This window comes from Polaromonas sp. P1_H6, assembly GCF_056405195.1.
In genome coordinates this window covers 111942-131257 of sequence record NZ_JBFUCN010000009.1, presented here as the reverse complement: position 1 = coordinate 131257, position 19316 = coordinate 111942, and the positions used below count along the sequence as shown (strand labels likewise).

At 63.8% G+C, this 19316-nt stretch carries 17 protein-coding genes and 1 pseudogene; 4 read left to right on the top strand and 14 right to left on the bottom strand.

Annotated elements, in window-relative coordinates; genetic code table 11:
• Positions 1-106: 106 nt before the first annotated feature.
• Entirely contained in the window at positions 107-1219 is a 1113-nt protein-coding gene (locus AC1D1F_RS10955; RefSeq protein ID WP_477655009.1) for an ABC transporter substrate-binding protein, read from the top strand.
• 345 nt (positions 1220-1564) lie between these two features.
• Here the strand turns inward: AC1D1F_RS10955 and AC1D1F_RS10950 are convergent, their stop codons facing one another.
• The 13 genes from AC1D1F_RS10950 to AC1D1F_RS10890 form a co-directional block, all read right to left on the bottom strand.
• Positions 1565-2038 (bottom strand): hypothetical protein, encoded by a 474-nt coding sequence (locus tag AC1D1F_RS10950; RefSeq protein ID WP_477675780.1) that lies wholly within the window; start codon positions 2036-2038, stop codon positions 1565-1567.
• A 184-nt stretch (positions 2039-2222) separates the two neighbouring features.
• Positions 2223-2441: a hypothetical protein gene (locus tag AC1D1F_RS10945; protein ID WP_477697041.1), complete on the bottom strand. Its 219-nt coding sequence runs from the start codon at positions 2439-2441 to the stop codon at positions 2223-2225.
• Positions 2442-2510: 69 nt separating this feature from the next.
• Positions 2511-4169: an MFS transporter gene (locus AC1D1F_RS10940; RefSeq protein WP_477697042.1), complete on the bottom strand. Its 1659-nt coding sequence runs from the start codon at positions 4167-4169 to the stop codon at positions 2511-2513.
• Positions 4170-4419: 250 nt separating this feature from the next.
• Positions 4420-5070, bottom strand: coding sequence for a 2-hydroxychromene-2-carboxylate isomerase (locus tag AC1D1F_RS10935; protein ID WP_477676276.1), 651 nt, complete (start codon positions 5068-5070; stop codon positions 4420-4422).
• 38 nt (positions 5071-5108) lie between these two features.
• Positions 5109-5864 carry a YbaK/EbsC family protein gene (locus tag AC1D1F_RS10930; protein ID WP_477697043.1) on the bottom strand — a complete coding sequence of 252 codons (756 nt, stop codon included), beginning with the start codon at positions 5862-5864 and terminating at the stop codon, positions 5109-5111.
• 1 nt (position 5865) lies between these two features.
• A complete protein-coding gene (locus tag AC1D1F_RS10925; protein WP_477676274.1) occupies positions 5866-6786 on the bottom strand; it encodes a hydroxymethylglutaryl-CoA lyase in 921 nt (306 codons plus the stop codon).
• A gap of 39 nt (positions 6787-6825) precedes the next feature.
• Positions 6826-7764, bottom strand: coding sequence for a 2-hydroxyacid dehydrogenase (locus AC1D1F_RS10920; protein ID WP_477697044.1), 939 nt, complete (start codon positions 7762-7764; stop codon positions 6826-6828).
• 39 nt (positions 7765-7803) lie between these two features.
• Positions 7804-9795: an acetyl/propionyl/methylcrotonyl-CoA carboxylase subunit alpha gene (locus AC1D1F_RS10915; protein ID WP_477700721.1), complete on the bottom strand. Its 1992-nt coding sequence runs from the start codon at positions 9793-9795 to the stop codon at positions 7804-7806.
• Positions 9788-10462, bottom strand: coding sequence for a DUF4126 domain-containing protein (locus AC1D1F_RS10910; protein ID WP_477676271.1), 675 nt, complete (start codon positions 10460-10462; stop codon positions 9788-9790). Before AC1D1F_RS10910 ends, AC1D1F_RS10915 begins: the two co-directional genes overlap by 8 nt.
• A 10-nt stretch (positions 10463-10472) precedes the next feature.
• Positions 10473-11264, bottom strand: coding sequence for an enoyl-CoA hydratase/isomerase family protein (locus AC1D1F_RS10905; protein ID WP_477676270.1), 792 nt, complete (start codon positions 11262-11264; stop codon positions 10473-10475).
• Positions 11261-12433: a dienelactone hydrolase family protein gene (locus AC1D1F_RS10900; protein WP_477676269.1), complete on the bottom strand. Its 1173-nt coding sequence runs from the start codon at positions 12431-12433 to the stop codon at positions 11261-11263. The genes AC1D1F_RS10905 and AC1D1F_RS10900 overlap by 4 nt, the downstream gene beginning before the upstream one ends.
• Positions 12426-13562 carry an acyl-CoA dehydrogenase family protein gene (locus AC1D1F_RS10895; protein WP_477676268.1) on the bottom strand — a complete coding sequence of 379 codons (1137 nt, stop codon included), beginning with the start codon at positions 13560-13562 and terminating at the stop codon, positions 12426-12428. The genes AC1D1F_RS10900 and AC1D1F_RS10895 overlap by 8 nt, the downstream gene beginning before the upstream one ends.
• A gap of 25 nt (positions 13563-13587) precedes the next feature.
• Entirely contained in the window at positions 13588-15210 is a 1623-nt protein-coding gene (locus AC1D1F_RS10890) for a carboxyl transferase domain-containing protein (protein WP_477696207.1), read from the bottom strand.
• Positions 15211-15357: 147 nt separating this feature from the next.
• On the opposite strand from AC1D1F_RS10890, the gene AC1D1F_RS10885 reads away from it, so the two are divergent.
• The 3 genes and pseudogenes from AC1D1F_RS10885 to AC1D1F_RS10875 all read left to right on the top strand — a co-directional run.
• Complete coding sequence (locus AC1D1F_RS10885) at positions 15358-16395, top strand: AraC family transcriptional regulator (protein WP_477676266.1); 1038 nt, start codon at positions 15358-15360, stop codon at positions 16393-16395.
• 52 nt (positions 16396-16447) lie between these two features.
• Positions 16448-17128 (top strand): glutathione S-transferase family protein, encoded by a 681-nt coding sequence (locus tag AC1D1F_RS10880; protein ID WP_477676265.1) that lies wholly within the window; start codon positions 16448-16450, stop codon positions 17126-17128.
• 387 nt (positions 17129-17515) lie between these two features.
• A pseudogene (locus tag AC1D1F_RS10875) lies at positions 17516-17794 on the top strand (IS21 family transposase); the annotation flags it as partial.
• Between the two features lie 279 nt (positions 17795-18073).
• Here the strand turns inward: AC1D1F_RS10875 and AC1D1F_RS10870 are convergent.
• The gene (locus AC1D1F_RS10870) at positions 18074-19237 is read right to left on the bottom strand and encodes an aminotransferase class V-fold PLP-dependent enzyme (protein ID WP_477676264.1); all 1164 of its coding nucleotides are present in this window, start codon (positions 19235-19237) and stop codon (positions 18074-18076) included.
• Positions 19238-19316: the final 79 nt, after the last annotated feature.

The window sequence follows — 19316 nt, the reverse complement described above, 5'->3', positions numbered from 1 at the left end:
TTTTGCCGCCGGCAATTAGGGCGCATTCTGGTTTTCCTGCTGCCTGTTTTTGCGCTTTCATGTTTAACTTTGGCGGTCTGGGATCGATTCATCAAGGAGACACACCATGTCAACAAGCAAGCGCTGGTGCGCGGCCCTCGCGATGGCCGTCCTGAGCCAGCTGGGCCAGGCGCAAATCCTGGTCGGGCAGACCGCCGGCTTCAGCGGCCCCGTGGGCGCCGGCGTCAAGGAAACCACCGAGGGCGCCAAGCTCTACATCGACGCCGTCAACGCCAAGGGCGGCGTGAACGGGCAGAAGATCGAGCTGGTCTCGCTCGACGACAAGTTCGAGCCCAAGCTGGCGGCCGAGAACGCACGCAAGCTGGTCGAAGAGCAGAACGTGGTCGCCCTGTTCCTCACGCGCGGCACGCCGCACACCGAGGCCATTCTTCCCCTGCTCGAAAAATACGGCATACCGCTGGTAGGCCCGTCCACCGGCGCCATGGTGCTGCACCAGCCGGTCAAGAAGCATGTGTTCAACGTGCGCGCCACCTACCAGCGCGAAGCCGAAAAAGCGGTCACCCACCTGCACTCCATGGGCATCACCCGCATCGGCATCGTCCATGCCGACGACAGCTTCGGCGCCGACGGTGTCATGGGCGCGCAGAAAGGCCTGGCCACGGCCAAGCTGCAGCCGGCCGTGCTCGAAAAATTCGACCGCAGCAAGCCCGACTTCGGGCCCATCGCACCCAAGGTCTACCAGTCGAACGCGCAGGCCGTCATCATGGTGGCCTCGGGCCAGGCCGTGGTCGACGGCATCAAGGCCTTCCGCGCGGCCGGCTCCACGGCGCAGATCGTCACGCTGTCGAACAACGCCTCGGGCGGTTTTGTGAAAAGCCTGGGGGACAACGCCCGCGGCGTCATCGTGACGCAGGTGTTTCCGTATGAGCGCTCCATCGCCTTCCCCATGGTCAAGGAAGCCCAGGAACTGGCCAAGGCCAAGGGACAAAGCGAGGTGAGCCCGGCCATGCTGGAAGGCTTTGCCGCGGCCAAGGTACTGGTGGAGGGCCTGCGCCGGGCCGGCGCCAAACCCACGCGTGAAAAAATCCAGGCCGCACTTGAAGGCATGCGCAAGTACGACTTGGGCGGGCTGGAAGTGAGCTACTCCCCCGAAGACCACACCGGCCTGGACTTTGCCGACCTGTCCATCATCGGGACCGACGGCAAGTTCAAGAGGTAGCCCCCCTGCCGACGCTCACTTCGTGTAGCGTCACCTCCCCCCAGGGGGACAGGCGCCTTGCGCCCGGCAAAGCCGGATCGCGGCCCCTGCTCGAGAATTCGCCCCCCTGCCGACGCTCACTTCGTGTAGCGTCACCTCCCCCTGTGGGGGACAGGCGCCTTGCGCCCGGCAAAGCCGGATCGCGGCCCCTGCTCGAGAATTCGCCCCCCCTGCTGACGCTCACTTCGTGTAGCGTCCCCTCCCCCTGTGGGGGACAGGCGCCTCGCGCCCGGCAAAGCCGGATCGCGGCCCCTGCTTGCGAATTCGCAAACCTGCGCGTGCCGTGCGCCCTAGGTGCGCGGCCCCTCAGAAATAGAGGGCGTTTTCGAGTTCCTTGAACTTCTCGGGACCGACGGCTTCCTTGATCTTGGGCGCCAGTTCCTTGAGCTTGTCGATGTCGCCCGCGGCCTCCACCGCGAGGTTGAGCCGGAAACCCCTGAGGCCCAGGCCGGCCGTGAGCCGGGTCGCGATCGGGTAAGCCCTTGAATAGTGTTCCTGCGCGGTCAGCGTGGGCGAACCGTCGGCATTTTGCGCGGACGCTGCCGGCGCCGGGGCTGCGGCCACGGTCGGCGGCTGCACCGCGGCCGGCGCCACCAAGCCCAGGGTCAACAGGTGGGCGATGTCTTCCGCCGTGACGCCCAGGCCCGCGGTGGCCTTGACCACCTCCTCCATGCTGCGCTTGCCGTCAAACATGATGAAGGCGGAGCGTTGCCGCGGGGTCATCGGGATGGAACGGTCCTGCAGTGCGGATTGGCCTAATTCCGTCTTGGTGTAAATCATCAGCTGTTCTCCAGTAAAAACGCCGTGGGGCACAGACATTTGTGCATGGCGCAGAGACAGGTGTTAGTACTTTTTTGTCGCCTCTGATTCAATTTACCCCATTTTTGCCGCCAATGCACCTGTTTCGGGCGCGGGCGCGGCGATGTCCTTCAACCGGAGACGCATCCGCTGCATTCGTTCACACTCAAGCGCGGACCGCGAGGGGCGCCTGCAAGGCGCCGTGTTTTTCACCGCCGAGGTCTATGTCGCCGCCCTTGTTCAAGAGGAACAGCGCCAGGCCTGCGATCACGATAAATCCGAGTACAAGTTTCCACATCTTTCTCTTCTCCAAAAAAGCAAAAAACAAAAAGGCAAAAAAAACCCAAAAAAAAGCCCCCGGCACATGGATGACGAGGGCCTGCAAATATCACCAGGCTCTTCAGCCTGAAGAAACCGGTGCGGGCCATCGGGCCCGCGCCGGCGATCACACCAATCAGTCGTTGGCGTAAATGTCCACGTCCTTGGTTTCCTTGATGAACAAGGTGCCAATCACCACGGTCATGCCGGCGATGATGATCGGATACCAGAGGCCGTTGTACATATTGCCGGTCTGCGCCACGATGGCGAATGCGGTCGTCGGCAGCAGGCCGCCGAACCAGCCGTTGCCGATGTGGTACGGCAGGCTCATCGAGGTGTAGCGGATGCGGGTCGGGAACAGTTCCACCAGCATGGCGGCGATAGGGCCGTAGACCATGGTCACCAGCACCACCAGGTAGAACAGGATGGCCGTGACCATGACCTTGTCGATCTTGGCCGGGTCGGCCTTGGCGGGATAACCGGCGGTCTTCAGGTCGTCAGCCACGAGCTTCTTGAACTCGGCGTCCTTCTTCTTGGCGTCGTCGGCGCTCATGCCCTTGGCGGTGTAGCTGGGGATCGCGGTTTCGCCGATCTTGATGGTGGCCACCGTGCCGGCGGGTGCGGCGACGTTCTCATAGCTCACCGAAGCGCCTGCCAGCACCTGTTTGGCGATGTCGCACGAGCTGGTGAACTTGGCGGTGCCGGTCGGGTTGAACTGGAACGAGCACTCTTTCGGGTCGGCGGTCACGATCACCTTGTTCTTGGCTTGCGCGGCGGCGAGGTCGGGATTGGCGGCCTTGGTCAGCGCGGTGAACACCGGGAAGTAAGTGACCACGGCCAGCAGGCAGCCGGCCATGATGATGGGCTTGCGGCCGATCTTGTCCGACAGCGTGCCGAAGATCACGAAGAAAGGCGTGCCCAGGATCAGCGAATACGCCACCAGGATGTTGGCCGTGGGGCCGTCCACCTTGAGCGCCTGCGTCAGGAAGAACAGCGCGTAGAACTGGCCCGAATACCAGACCACGGCCTGGCCGGCGGTCAGGCCGATCAGCGCCAGGATCACGATCTTCAGGTTTTTCCACTGGCCGAAGGACTCGGACAGCGGCGCCTTGGAGGTCTTGCCCTCGGCCTTCATTTTCTGGAAGGCGGGGGATTCGTTCATCGACAAACGGATGTAGACCGACACGGCCAGCAGCAGGATGGAGACGATGAACGGAATGCGCCAGCCCCAGTCGGCGAAAGCGGCCTCGCCCATGGCGGTACGCACACCCAGGATCACCAGCAGGCTCAGGAACAGGCCCAGCGTGGCCGTGGTCTGGATCCAGGAGGTGTAGGCGCCGCGCTTGCCCTGGGGCGAGTGCTCTGCCACGTAGACGGCTGCGCCGCCGTACTCACCGCCGAGCGCCAGGCCTTGCAGCATGCGCAGGGCGATCAGGATCACCGGCGCGGCCACGCCGATCGAGGCATAGTTGGGCAAGAGGCCCACGATGAAGGTCGACAGGCCCATGATCACGATGGTGACCAGGAAGGTGTACTTGCGGCCGATCATGTCGCCCAGGCGGCCGAACACCAGCGCGCCGAAGGGGCGCACGATGAAGCCGGCGGCAAACGCGAGCAGCGCGAAGATGAAGGCCGAGCCCGAATCCAGTCCGCTAAAGAACTGCTTGGCGATGATGGCCGCCAATGAACCGTAGAGGTAGAAGTCGTACCACTCGAATACCGTGCCGAGCGAAGAGGCGAAGATCACCTTCTTCTGCTCGGCGGTCATGGGTCTGTTGTCGACGGCTGTTGCCATGATGTGTGTCTCCAAATAGTGAGGGCCTCCGGTATGGAAGCTACCCTGATTATTTTTGGAGTCCCTGACCTAGCTCTGACGTGAAACTAACAGGAGCTTTCGTGAAACTTATGCGTGGCTGACAACTCAAGGGGAAACCCTTGAGAAACTTTTCAGCATGCGAAGCTGCTCCGGGAAAACGCGTAGAACCTTTTTACACCACGCGTCAAAGTCGCTTACACGGCCATACGCGTGCTTACGTGCACCCGCATCACGCCTTGCGCGCAATGCCCACGGAAATTTTGCTCACGCCGTTCCAGCCTTCGCCGTCAAACCAGGCGTTGCCCAGCAGGTATTCGCGCAGCATGGGCAGCGCGTCGAAGCCCCAGAAAATTTTCCCGTCGACTTCCATCGCGGGCACGCCGAACACGTTCAATGCAATGGCTTCGTCGGTGTTTTTTTTCAGCTGCGCTTTCGCTTCATCGGCCGTCAGGTGTTGCTGCGGCGCAAGCAGCGCGGTGAGCGCGGCCAGCCGCTGTTCATCCGCCGCCTCGGCGCCGCCCTGCCAGACATGGCGAAAAATGGTTTCGCACACATAGCGGTTCGAGCCGGCCGGGTCCGCCGGCGTGCCGCAGGCGCTGGCCAGGCGCAGCAGGGGCAAGGGGTTGAAGGGGTGGCTCGCCGGTATCTTCATTTCAATGCCCTTGCTGTGCGCATGCCACAGCACCTGCCGGTAAGTCCAGTCGCGCTTGGGCGCGATTTCCGCCGGGCCGAGCTGGCCGTGGTGCTTGAGCATCGCGGCAAACAGCACCGGCCGGTAGCTCACGCTGTAGCTCAGGCCCTTGAGCGCTTCGGGCAGGTGCTCGAAGGCGAGGTAGGCGTAAGGCGAAATGAAGTCGAGGTAAAAATTGATGTGCTTCATGAGGCTCTCCGCTGTGTTGCCATGTTTGCTGTGCTTGTTTATGCCCGCACGGCCGCCATGCGCTGGCCTATGGTGCGCCAGAGTTCGCGTTGCGCCTCGGGGCCGGAGCGCGCCCAGGCCGAGATCTCGCCCAGCGTGCGGAAGCAGCCTTCGCAGAGGCCGGTGTCGGCGCTCACGCGGCACACCGAGATGCAGGGCGATGGCACGGCGTCACCCGCTGCTTCCACCGTGCGGCCGCGCGCCGTCACCTGCGCGACCGCCTGCTCGCGCGCGATGCTTTCCTCGTCCAGGTCCACCGCGACGTCGACCACCGGCGCGCCGGTCAGCAGCTCCAGCTCTTGCGGCATCAGCTTGAACACCGCATGCGGATGGCCGGCCGCGGCCCAGATTTCCTCAAAGCGCATCAGGCTCAGGTCCACCAGCACCACCGCCTCGGTGATGTGCCCCACGGGAGACACGCCCCCTATGGAGAAACCGGTTTTGCTTTTCACGAAATCCGCATCGGCCCGGCCCACGCGTTTGCCGTCCGTGCAAACCAGGGCCTCGACCTTGCGTTCGTCCACCCGCCTGTCGCCCGAGGTCACGACCAGCACAGCGGCATCATCCGACTTGCGGCGAAAGATGATGCTCTTGGCGATCTGCCCCAGGCGCACGCCCAGCGCATCGGCTGCCTGCTGCGCGGTGCGGGCCGCGTCGTCGAGCATCACGGGCATATGCGGGTGGCCGCTTTGCTGCAGCACCGCCACCACACGTTGAACCCCTTCGGGCAAGCTCTTCAGTTCGGCACCACACATATCAATTCAATCGCTTGTTAAGGAGCGCGGTCGCCGCGCGAGAATTGGGCTTGCGCCCCAGGAAGTCGCTGATGAATTGTCCCGCATCAATCAGCTTGTCCAGGTCTATGCCGGTGGTGATCCCCATGCCGTGCAGCAGGTACACAACGTCCTCGGTCGCGACGTTGCCGGTCGCGCCCTTGGCGAAGGGGCAGCCGCCCAGGCCGGCCGACGAGGTGTCGAACTGCCAGACACCCATCTGCAGCGAAGCCAGGGTGTTGCCCAGGGCCTGGCCGTAGGTGTCATGGAAATGGCCCGAGACGTCGTTGATATCGAAATGCTGCAGCGTGGCGTCGAGCGCGCGCTGTACCTTGAGCGGCGTGCCCACGCCAATCGTGTCGGCCACGCCCACATGCTGCACGCCTATGCCCTTCATGAGGCCGGCAAGCATGCCGACACGTTCCGGCGCGATCTCGCCCTCGTAAGGGCAGCCCACGGTGCAGGACATGGCACCGCGCACATAAATGCCCTTCTCGCGCGCGGCTTCCACTACGGGGCGGAAGCGCTCAATGCTCTCGGCAATCGAGCAGTTGATGTTCTTCTGGCTGAAGGCCTCACTGGCCGCGCCAAAGACCACGATCTCGTCGGGCCACAGTTCACGCGGCGGCGCGATGGCGGCCTCAAAGCCCTTCATGTTCGGCGTCAGCACCGAATAGCGCACGCCGGGTTTTCGCTTGATCCCGGCCATCACCTCGGCGTTGTCGGCCATCTGCGGCACCCACTTGGGCGAGACGTAGCTGGTGACCTCGATCTCGGTCAGGCCCGCGTCCTGCAGGCGGTGCACCAGTTCAATCTTCACCGCGGCCGGCACCTGGGCTTTTTCGTTCTGCAGCCCGTCGCGGGGGCCGACGTCGACGATTTTGACTTTGGGAGGTAGTTTCATGATGGTCCTGCACGCCGCCCTCAGAAAGGCGGCAATTAATTAGTATCCCTTTTTCGGGTCAACCACACCGGCAAGGGTGTTGATGGGGGCACCCGCTGCCAGGCTGCGTATTTTCCCGGCGATCTGCGCAATACTTTCCTCGCGCAAGGTGCGCGCAGAGGTGTGCGGCGTGACCGTGACCTTGGGGTGTTTCCAGAACGGGTGCTCCGCCGGCAGCGGCTCGGTGCGGAACACGTCCAGCGTCGCGCCGGCCAGCTGGCCGTTATCGATCAGCGCGACCAGGTCTTCGTCGACCAGGTGGCTGCCGCGCGCCACATTGATGACATAGCCGCCCGGCCGCAGCCGCGACAGCGTGTCACGGTTCATGATGCCCAGGGTGTCCGGCGTCAGCGGCAGCAGGCAGACCAGGATGCGGCTGGCCGCCAGGAAATCCTGGAAGCCCGCGCTGCCCACCTCGCCTGAAAAACATTGCACGCCTTCAATCTTTTTGGGCGAGCGGCTCCAGCCATTGACCGGGAAGTCGAACTGCGCGAGCGCCCGGCTCACGCGTTCGCCCAACACGCCCAGGCCCATCACACCAATGGGATAGTCCGTGCGCAGGCGCGGTTTGCGGTAAGACCATTTGCCCTCAGCAATGTCGGCCTCATAGGCGTCAAGCTCGCGGAAATGGCGTATCACCGCATGGCACACATACTCGGCCATCTGCGCCGACATGCCGGCATCGTCCAGCCGCACCACCGGCACGCCGGCCGGCAGCCGCAGCTTCATGAGCGCATCGACACCCGCACCTATGTTGAAGATTCCCTTGAGCTGTTGCTGCTCGTCAAAAAATTGCTGGGGCGGCTGCCAGACCACCGCGTAGTCGGCCTGCTCCGCCCCTGTGGACCACAGCGCCACATCGGCATCGGGGAAAGCGGCCTTGAGGCCGTCCACCCAGGGCTGGGGTTTGGTGTCGGAACAGCAAAAACTGATGCGCATGAAAAATCCCGTTTGAATCAAAGCAAGTCGAAAACAAAATCAAACGGCTATTTTCAACAATTCCGCGCCCTCGCTGACCTGGTCGCCCGGCGCGTACAGCAATTCTTGCACCGTGCCGTCGGCCGGCGCGGCGATGGTGTGCTCCATTTTCATGGCCTCCATCACCGCCAGCGGCTGGCCTTTGCTGACCTTGTCGCCGGCCTTGACGGCGAAGGACACCACCTTGCCAGGCATGGGCGCGGTCAGGCGGCCACCCTCGGCCTGGGCCTCGCCCGCATGGGCCAGGAGGTCTATCGACAGGATTTGCGTTGCGCCGCGCGCGCTGAACACATGGTCGAGCTCGCCCTGCGCATACACCGCCGCCGTCATGCGCTGGCCCGCGAACTGGATGTCCAGGCCCTGCGCGCTTTCGGCAAATACCAAAGGCCCCGCCACGCCGTCCAGCGCCAGGTGCAGCGCGCCGTCATGCCCATAACTCAAGGTGGCCTTGGCCGGCTCGCCATGGAATTCAAACTCAAAACGCCGCTGCACCACACCATGCGAGCGCCATCCGTCGCGACGGCTGAAGGGGTCGGCGCCCTCCAGGGCGCGCTCGTCGAGCAACTGCCTGGCCACCGCCGCCGCGGCCGCCAGGGACAGGCCCACGGGCTCCTGCTTGAACAGCACGGCTTCCTCGCGCTGGATCAGCGCGGTGTCGAGATTGGCCTTGGCAAATGACGGGCTGCGCACCACATAACGCAAAAACTGCACATTGGTGCTCAGGCCCACGATGCGGGTCTGTGCCAGCGCATCGTCAAGCCGGGCCAGCGCCTCTTCGCGCGTCGCGCCGTGCACGATGAGCTTGGCCACCATGGAGTCGTAGTAGGGCGAAATCGCATCGCCCTCGCGCACGCCGTCGTCCACGCGGACCTGGCCGCGCTCGAAGGCTGTGTGTGCCGGTTTTTTGTAGACGTGCAGCGTGCCGGTGGCCGGCAGGAAGTTGTTGTCCGGCGTCTCGGCGCAGATACGCGCTTCGATGGCGTGGCCATGTATGCGCAACTGATCCTGCAACAGCGGCAGCTTTTCGCCCGAGGCCACACGCAGCTGCCACTCGACCAGGTCCAGGCCGGTGATGGCTTCGGTCACCGGGTGCTCCACCTGCAGGCGCGTGTTCATCTCCATGAAGAAGAAGTTCATGCTGCCATCGGCGCGCTGCTCGACGATGAACTCGACTGTGCCCGCACCGACGTAATTCACGGCGCGCGCGGCCGCCACGGCGGCTTCGCCCATCTGCTGGCGCATGGCTTCGGTCATGCCCGGGGCCGGCGCTTCTTCGAGCACCTTCTGGTGGCGGCGCTGCACCGAGCAGTCGCGCTCGAACAGGTAAACGTAATTGCCGTGCGTGTCGCCAAACACCTGGATCTCGATGTGGCGCGGGCGCTGGGCGTACTTTTCGACCAGCACCGCGTCGTCGCCAAAGCTGTTGATGGCTTCGCGCTTGCAGGAGGCCAGCGCGGCCTCGAAGTCCTCGCTCTTGTCCACCGCGCGCATGCCCTTGCCGCCACCGCCCGCGCTTGCCTTGATCAGCACCGGGTAGCCGATGCGGTCGGCCTCGCGTTTCAGCAAGGCCGGGTCCTGGTCGCTGCCATGGTAGCCCGGCACCAGCGGCACGCCGGCTTTTTCCATCAGCTGCTTGGACTCGGCCTTCAGGCCCATGGCCTTGATGGCCGAGGCCGGCGGGCCGATAAACACCAGGCCGGCGGCCGCGCAGGCCTGGGCGAACTCCTCGTTCTCGCTCAGGAAACCGTAGCCCGGGTGGATGGCCTCGGCGCCCGTGGCCTTGGCGGCTTCGATGATGCGCTCCCAGCGCAAGTAGCTGTCCTTGGGCGCGCTGCCGCCTATGTGCACGGCCTCATCGCAAAAGCCCACATGCTTGGCGCCCGCATCGGCGTCGGAATACACCGCGACGGACTGGATGGCCATGCGTCTTGCCGTAGCAGCGACCCGGCAGGCGATCTCCCCACGGTTTGCAATCAGGATTTTTTTAAACATGGTGGTCGTTCTGTTTTGAGAAAGGAGACTTCAAGGTAAAAGCGGCGGCCGTGCCCGGGTCCGGCCTGCCGCTGAAAATGCGCGCCACGCGGATAAACAGCTGACGCAAAAACCGCCAGCACACGCGTATCAACCAGACGCTGAGCGCCAGCACGATGGCCAGCAGCACCACAAAAATCAAAGGGTGCGCAATCGCCAGCCACAAGCCCAGCGGCACCAGCCCGTCTTCAAGCAGCGAGGCGCCTATGTTGCTGAAGGGCTCGGGCGAGGTGTTGATGGCCGCGCGCGTGGTGGCTTTGGCGGCAAAGCTGGTGGCCGCCAGTGTGCCGCCCAGCAGAGCCGCGACCAGCGCGCCCAGGCCGTCGTCGCCGCCAAACACCGCGGCCGCCAGCGCAGCGCCCGCCGGGATGCGGATCACGCCATGCACCACGTCCCACAGCGAATCGAGCCCCGGAATCTTGTCGGCGAAAAATTCGATAAACACCATGAAGCCGCTGACACCCAGCACCACGGGGTGGGCCAGCAGCTGCAGGCCCGCCGGTAGCTGCACCCAGCCCATAAAGCCCGCCAGGCCCGTCAGCAGCACCACCAGGTAGAGGCGCACGCCGCTGGCCCAGCCCAGCGCGCCGGCCAGGGCGATCAGTTGTGTGGTGTCCAGGGTGGTCATGGCTATGGCTTCACGCCGGTGTGGAAGGCAGCCAATTTGGCTTGCGCTTTTGCAGAAAAGATTGAACGCCCTCTCGGCCTTCAGGGCTCACGCGCACATCGGCAATGCCCTGGACCGTCATCTGCGTAAGTTCCGGTGTGATGGCCTGCCCGGCCACGTCCTGCACCAGTTTTTTGCAGAGCTTCACGGCTTCGGGGCCGGCGCTGACCAGGGCTTTCACCAGCTCGGCCACCTTGGTATCCAGCGCTTCGGCCGCCACGACCTCGTGCACAAAACCGATGCGCAAGGCCTCGGCCGCATCAAAACGCTCGGCCGTCAAAAAGTAGCGATGCGCGGCCCGCGCGCCCATGGCGCGGACCACATAAGGACTGATGGTCGCCGGGATCAGGCCCAGCTTGACCTCGCTAAGGCAGTAGCCGGCCGTGTCGGCAGACACGGCGATGTCGCAGGCCGCCACCAGTCCCGTTCCGCCCGCGTACACATCCCCCTGTATGCGTGCAATGACGGGCCGAGGGCATTCATACACGGCCTGCAGCATGGTGGCGAGGCGGCCCGCGTCCTCAAGGTTCTGCTCGTAGCTGTAGTCGGCCATGCTGCGCATCCAGTTCAGGTCCGCACCCGCGCAGAAAGCCGGGCCGTTGGCCGCCAGCACCACACAGCGCACGTCGTCACGCAGGCCCAGCTCGACAAAGGCCTGGGTCAGCTCGGCGATCACCTCCTGGTTAAAGGCGTTGCGCACCTCGGGGCGGTTCAGGGTGACGGTGGCGACCAGCGCCTCGACATGCAGGGTCAGGTGATTCATGGTGTGGTCCAGACAACGTCGTTATCGACGGCATAAAGTTTGCATTTTCCGGAGGCGTGGCGGTTGCAGCTGTCGAGCGCACGCTTGATGGGATCGTCACCGCCCTCCGCCCAGCCCCAGCCGCCCGTGGGCCCGACGGCAAAGGCGCGCGGCACCTCCTTGGACAGGAAGGCCTTGTAGCCCGCCTTGCCGGAAGCCGACAGGAAAGGCAGCGCGGGCTCCTCGGTGATGGCCGCAAAATCGGTTTTGGGCGGCGCCTCGGTTTTCTTGCCCGCGGGCGCAAAGCGCGCAAACGCCGGCGCGGGCTGGCTGGGCAGGCCTATGCTTTCGAGGAAACGCGTGACTTCAGGTTGCCAGATGCCCTGGCCCTTGGTGGAGCCGAACATGCTGTGTGAATCGCTGCTGAAGGTCCCGAAAGCGACCACACGCGCCTTCTCGCCGCCGCTGTTGTAGCGTGCCGCCATGTCCTGCCAGGTGGATGGCGAAAAATAACTGTCGTTGTCGCCGTAGAACCATAAGGAAGGCAGTTTGGTTTCGGCCGCATAGGTGCCCGCGGCTCGGGCCAGGTTGGCCTGCCAGCCCGCGCAGCTTTCCTGCCGCAGGCCGCCCGCGAAGTTGACCAGGCCTTTGACGCCGGGGTAGTTGAGTGTGCCGAAAGCCAGCGTGGTCCAGCCGCCATGCGACTGGCCCATCACCAGGATTCGGGTTTTGTCGGCCTCAGGCTGCGCCAGCGCGTAGTCGAGCACCGCCTTGACGTCCTCGGCCTGGACGCGGCCGTTGCTCTCCACATTGCAGCCGCCGCCTATGTAGCCCCCGCTGGATTTGGAGAAGCCCTGGCGCATGGGCACCAGCACCATGTAACCGCGCTGCAAAAAGTAGCGCGCGGCGATGGCCGGCCGGTAGCGCGACTGAAAGCGCGGGTCCCCCATTGCCTTGCCGTGGTTGATGACCACCACCGGGAAAGGCCCGGGGCCGTCGGGTTTGTAGAGCGTGGTTTCCAGTTCGGTGCTGCCGATGATGGCTTTTTTGGACACCATAAACACAGACTCATTCAGGGCAGCGCTGAGTTCCGGCTCCTGCGCGCTCGCGGGAGCCAGGACGGCGCACAGCAGCATCCCCAGCAGGGCCGATGCCCACAAGGTTCGAGAAAAACGGTGTGTATCAGTCATATCGTTTGGCCACTTCTTCGAGCATCACTTCGGTTGCGCCGCCACCTATGCCCAGCACACGCGCGTCGCGCCACAGGCGTTCAATCGCTGTCTCGCGGATAAAGCCCATGCCGCCGTGGAACTGCTGGCAGGTTTGCAATACTTCGTTCACCAGCTCGCCGGTCAGCGCCTTGAGCATGGATACTTCTTGCACGATGTCGCGGCCCTGCGTCACGGCCCAGGCGCAGTGGTACATGAACTGGCGCGCCGCGCGGGTCTTGGCGTCCAGCATGGCGATGCGCTGGCGAATGGTTTGTTTGTCCCACAGCGTGGCGCCGAAGGCCTGGCGCTGGCGCACATAGTCCAGCGTCATCTTGATCGCCTGCGTGCAGTGGCCGACCGCCATGGCCGCCAGCGCGATGCGCTCAGTCTGGAAGTTTTTCATGACCGAATAAAAACCCTTGCCCTCTTCGCCCAGCAGGTTGCCGGCCGGGATACGGACGTTGTCAAACACCAGCTCAGCCGTGTCCGACGACAGCCAGCCGGTTTTCTTGAGTGCACGGCCCACCGTAAACCCCGGCGTGCCTTTTTCGACAATGAACATGGACACATCGTGGCGCGCCGTGCCGGTCTTGGCCGCGATGAAATACAGGTTGGCAAACACACCGTTGGTGATGAACATCTTGGTGCCGTTGAGCACCCATTCGTCGCCTTCACGTTTGGCAGTCATGCGCATGCCGGCTACGTCCGAGCCCGCACCGGGCTCGGTGATACCGACCGCGGTGATTGTCTTTCCCGCAATCACGTCCGGCATGTAGCGCGCCTTCTGCGCCGCATTGCCCGCGTGGAACAGGTGCGGGCTGGCCATGTCGGTATGCACCAGCACCGTGATGATGAAGCCGCCAAAGGTCGACTGCGACAGCACCTCGGCAAACACCAGGTTGGCCAGCGCATCGGCCTCGCCGCCGCCGTACTCCGCCTCATACATCAGGCCCAGCAGGCCGGCCTCGCCCATCTTGCGCAGCACCTCGCGCGGCACGCAGCCCTCTTCTTCCCAGGCAGCCGCAAACGGCTCAACCTCACGCGCAATGAAGCGCGCGACCTGCTCGCGCAGCAGCTCGTGCTCGGAGGTGATGTAAATGTTGTCCATGGCCGGCTTTGTGGCTTACCCGGATTTACATGCGGAACACGCCGAACTTGGTCTCGGGAATCGGCTGGTTCAAGGTGGCCGACAGCCCCAGCGCCAGCACGCGCCGCGTATCCGCCGGGTCGATCACGCCGTCGTCCCAAAGCCGCGCGCTCGAGTAATAAGGATGGGACTGGTGGCCGAACTGGTCCAGCACCGGCTGCTTGAAGGCCGCCTCTTCCTCGGCGCTCCACTGGCCGCCCTTGGCTTCAATCGCGTCGCGCTTCACCGTGGCCAGCACCCCGGCGGCCTGCTCGCCGCCCATCACGCAGATGCGCGCATTCGGCCACATCCACAAAAAGCGCGGCGAATAGGCCCGGCCGCACATGCCGTAGTTGCCGGCGCCGTAGCTGCCGCCGATGATGATGGTGAACTTGGGCACCTGGGCCGTGGCCACCGCCATCACCATCTTGGCGCCGTGGCGCGCGATGCCCTCGGCCTCGTATTTTTTGCCGACCATAAAGCCCGTGATGTTCTGCAAAAACACCAGCGGGATCTTGCGCTGGCAGCACAGCTCGATGAAGTGCGCGCCCTTCTGCGCCGATTCGCTGAACAAAATGCCGTTGTTGGCGATGATGCCCACCGGCATGCCTTCGACATGCGCGAAGCCGCAAACCAGGGTGGTGCCGTAGCGTGCCTTGAACTCGGCGAACTCGCTGCCGTCGACGATGCGCGCAATGATCTCGCGCACGTCATAAGGCTTGCGTGTGTCGGTCGGGATCACCCCATAGAGTTCTTCGGGGCTGTAGAGCGGCGGCGCGGGCGTGCGCAGCACCTGCTGGGGCTGCTTCTGCCGGTTCAGGTTGGCCACGGCGCGGCGCGCCAGGGCCAGCGCATGCGGGTCGTTCTGCGCCAGGTGGTCGGCCACGCCCGACAGCCGTGTGTGCACGTCGCCGCCGCCCAGGTCTTCGGCCGAGACGATCTCGCCGATGGCCGCCTTCACCAGCGGTGGGCCGCCCAGGAAGATGGTGCCCTGGTTCTTGACGATGATGGTCTCGTCGCTCATGGCCGGCACATAGGCGCCGCCGGCGGTGCAGCTGCCCATGACCACCGCGATCTGCGCAATGCCCGCAGCGCTCATGTTCGCCTGGTTAAAAAAAATGCGGCCGAAATGGTCGCGGTCGGGGAAGACTTCGTCCTGGTTGGGCAGGTTGGCGCCGCCCGAATCGACCAGGTAGACGCAAGGCAGGTTGTTCTGCTGCGCGATCTCCTGCGCGCGCAAATGCTTTTTGACCGTCATCGGGTAATAGGTGCCGCCCTTCACCGTCGCGTCATTGCACACCACCATGCAGTCCACCCCGCTGATGCGGCCTATGCCGGCGATCACACCCGCGCAGGGCGCGCTGTCGGTGCCGTCGCGGTCGGGGTACATCGCGTAGGCGGCCAGCGGCGAGAGTTCGAGGAAAGGCGTGCCCGGGTCCAGCAGCATCTGCACCCGGTCGCGCGGCAGCAGCTTGCCGCGCGCCGTGTGCCGCGCACGCGCGGTGTCGCCGCCGCCGTGGGCGGCCTTGGCGACTTTGGCGCCGAGGTCGTCGACCAGCGCGCGCATGGCGGCGGCATTGGCCTGGAAGTCGGCGGAACGGGCGTTGAGCTGGGTCTCAAGAGCGGACATGGATTTTTTCCTGATGGGGGCGCTGAAAGGACGTCGGAAGGCGTACCGGCCCTACCTTAGCGCCAAACAGCCAGCTTAGCGAAAACCCGCCCCCGGCAGGCCGCCAACAAGGTTGCAAATCCTGCCAACGGCACCGAGAATCACAAGATGCCCTCCCGCAGCCCCGCCAACCCGCCCGTCGCCGCCACGCCCATGGCCTTTGCTAGAAGCATAGCGGCCGCCTACAAGCGCGAAGGCCAAAGCCCGGAGCAAGCCCTCAAACTGGCACAGATCACGCCAAACCAGCTCAAACAGCCAACCGGCCACATCACCGCCCGCCAGATGGAACTGCTCTCAGGCGCCGCCATGCAGGAGCTGGGCGACGAAGGCCTGGGCGCCTTCAGCCGCAAACTGCCCTGGGGCAGCTACGGCATGCTGGCGCGCGCGTCGATTAGTTCGCCGAATCTGGGCGTGGCCCTCAAACGCTGGTGCCGCCACCATGCACTGATTGCCGACGACATCACCCTGCGCCTGACCACCAGCGGCGACACGGCCGCGATCACGGTTGAAGAGAAGGTGCCCAGCCAGGTGGGTGAGTTCGGTTTGGTCCACGTGCTGCGCAATATCCACGGCCTGGCCTGCTGGTATGTGGATTCGCGCATTCCCCTGCAGGGCGCACGCTTTCCATTCGAGGCGCCGGCCCATGTGGAGGCTTATGCGCTGATGTTCCCCGGCCCGGGCCTGCAGTTCAAGGCCGCGCAGGCCGAGATCCGCTTTGATGCGCGTTACCTGGCTTTGCCTTTGCGCCGTGACGAAAAAGCCTTGCAGCAGATGTTGCAGCGGGCTTTGCCCTTGACGGTGCTGCAGTACCGGCGCGACAGGCTGCTGGTGGAGCAGGTGCGGCAGGCGCTGGCGAACCCGGCCGTCGCCTCACATACCGCGGAGACCCTGGCGGCAACGCTCAACATGTCGCCTCGCTCCCTGCATCGCCAGCTTCAGGAAGAAGGAGCGTCGCTGCAGCAGCTCAAGGACGAGGTGCGCTTTGAGAAGGCCAAGGACTTGTTGCTGCGGACCTCAAAGCCCATCAAGCAGGTGGCTGAGGCTTCTGGATTTCGGAATGAGAAGAGTTTTACGAGGGCGTTTCGGGAATGGAGCGGCCAGTCACCCGCGGAGTTCCGGCAAGGAAAACCGCCACCACTGGCCTGATTTGCCCCCTTCGTGGCAGGACTTGTGACGCGCGGCGCCCTAGACTGTGCGCATGATCACCCTTCACCACTGCGTCAGCGCCCGCTCCTTCCGCCCCTTGTGGATGCTCGAAGAGCTGGGCCTGCCCTACACGCTGCGCATGCTGCCTTTTCCGCCGCGTGCGCTGGCCCGCCAATTCCTGGCGGACAACCCCTTGGGCACCGTGCCCCTGCTGGTGGACGGCGACACCCGCATGACCGAATCCGCGGCGATATGCCAATACCTTGCGGCACGGCACAGCCCCGGGCAGCTGGATGTTCCGCTGGCAGACCCGGCCTATGGCGCTTACCTGAACTGGCTGCACATGGGCGAAGCCACTTTGACCTTTCCGCAAACCCTGGTGCTGCGCTACACCCACTTCGAACCCGAGGCGCGCAAACAGCCCCAGGTCGCGGAAGACTACAGCCGCTGGTTCCTCGCCCGGCTGAAAGCCATGGACGCCGCCCTGCAGCAGCAACCCGAATTTCTCTGCGCCGGCCGCTTCACCGCCGCCGACGTGTCGGTCCACTACGCCCTCATGCTGGCCAGCCACCTTGGCCTGGCAGCACAATTCCCCGATGCGGTGCGCCGTTACCACCGGCAGCTCGAGCAACGCCCGGCATTTCAGCGCGCCCTGCTGGCGCAGCATCAGGCCGCGCTGGACCAGGGCATCCCGACCACGCCGGCACCGGATATGCGGCCGGGCAAGGGATAGGGGCGGGGGAGAACTACCCGCGGGGATGCATTCACAGATTCTGTGGGCAAGCTTGTGTACCCGCGTGAGGACAACACGGAGATCCTTACCTGGCGTGGCTTCCAGCAGGATGCCCGTAAAACAGGCAGCATCAATCCGCAGGCATTGCCAATGGCCAATCAAAGTGAGTAAAGGCTTGGTGGGTGTGACAGGCGCTGACGAACCCCGACGGTCTAAAACAAGGCATTTTTCACATGACATGAAATGTTACAAGCCGTATATTGCCTCAGTGCCTCCCAAAGGTGTTGAATTCCGTCGAAATCTGACCCACTTAGCGCAGTAATTTCCATCCAAAACTGACCCACGTAGGCACTACCCTGCTTGTTTTAAAAGCAGGGGAAATTAGGAGTGATAGACGTGGCGACATTGAATGTCATCAGACGTTGGGCATTGCGGGATCAGATGTCCATCCGCGAGATCTCAAGGCGTACAGGCCTGGCTCGCAACACAGTGAAGAAGCACCTGCGATCGGAAGAGAGCGAGCCCAGCTACCAAAGGCGGGCAACCCCAAGCAAGCTCGATCCCTACGCCGAGAAGCTGGCCACCTGGCTAGTCATCGAGGCAACAAAATCGCGGAAACAGCGGCGCACTTTGAGGCAGATCCACACAGACTCAGCCCAAAAAGGAGAAAACCAAGAACTTATCCACATCGTGAGCAGCTTCTGCTCACAAAGAGTGTGGGTCAATATTCGATGGAAAACTCGGGTCAAACTTCAGCGGAATTCAACAACGCTGGACACTCCATGTACTTCACGGACCATAGCGTCGGTACGTTGCCTTCAATTCCAACCGCGTTTTGCTGTCTTAGCCAATCTTCCGAATATCCAGGATGAATCTCAACCTTGCAGTGTGGACATTTCATCTAAGCTCCCAAAGTTGATTAATTCTCAGAATTGGAGAAATGCTTCAAAAATTCTCAGCCGCCTCGGCAATCCGCCCAGTCACCCCAATCCCCTCCAAAGCCCCCGCCAGACTCGCCACCGTCCGGTCCACGTTATGCCACTTCTCCAGCCCAAACAGCCCCACGCGGAAGGTCTTGAAGTCCGCACCTTCATCGCATTGAAGCGGCACACCGGCGGCGGTCTGCAAACCCTCGGCCAGAAACTTCTTGCCTGACTGAATGTCAGGATCGGTGGTGTAGCTGACGACCACGCCCGGGGCCTTGAAGCCCTCGGCGGCCACGCTGGGCAGGCCACGGCTTTCGAACAGGGCGCGCACCTTGCTGCCCAGTTCTTGCTGTTCTGCCTTCACTTTCGCAAACCCGTACGCTTGCGTTTCCTTCATCGTGGCGCGCAGGCGAGTGAGGGCGTCTGTCGGCAGGGTCGCATGGTAGGCGTGGCCGCCGTTTTCGTAGGTCTCCATGATCTGCAGCCACTTCTTCAAGTCGCAGGCGAAGCTGGAGCTCATGGTGGTCTCAATCGCGGTGCGGGCGCGTTCACTGAGCATGACCATGGCGCAGCAGGGTGAGCTGCCCCAGCCTTTTTGCGGGGCCGAGATCAGGATGTCGACGCCGGTGGCTTTCATGTCCACCCACATGGCGCCGGAGGCGATGCAGTCGAGCACAAACAGGCCGCCCACCGCATGCACGGCGGCGGCGACGGCTTGCAGGTAGCTGTCGGGCAGCATCATGCCGGAGGCGGTTTCGACGTGGGGGGCAAACACCAGGGCGGGCTTTTCTTTGGCGATGGCGGCGACGACGTCTGCCACCGGGGCGGGCATCCATGGCGCCTGGGCGCCTGCCGCTGTCTTGCGGGCTTTGAGCACGGTGTGGGAGGCGGGGATGTTGCCCATCTCGAAGATCTGCGTCCAGCGGTAGCTGAACCAGCCGTTGCGCACCACCATGACATGTTTGCCGGCGGCGAACTGGCGGGCCACGGCTTCCATGCCGTAGGTGCCGCTGCCGGGCACCAGCGCGACCGAATGCGCGTGGTAGACCTCTTTGAGGATGGCGGAGATGTCGCCCATCACGCCCTGGAAGCTGCGCGACATGTGGTTGAGGGCGCGGTCGGTGTAGACGACTGAAAACTCAAGCAAGCCGTCTGGGTCTACGTTAGGCAGAAGTCCGGGCATGTGTCTCACCTTTTTATTAAAAGTCGGGCTGGCAGCTTAGCACCGCAGCCCGATTCGGGACAGCCCGGCCCAGGGAGAC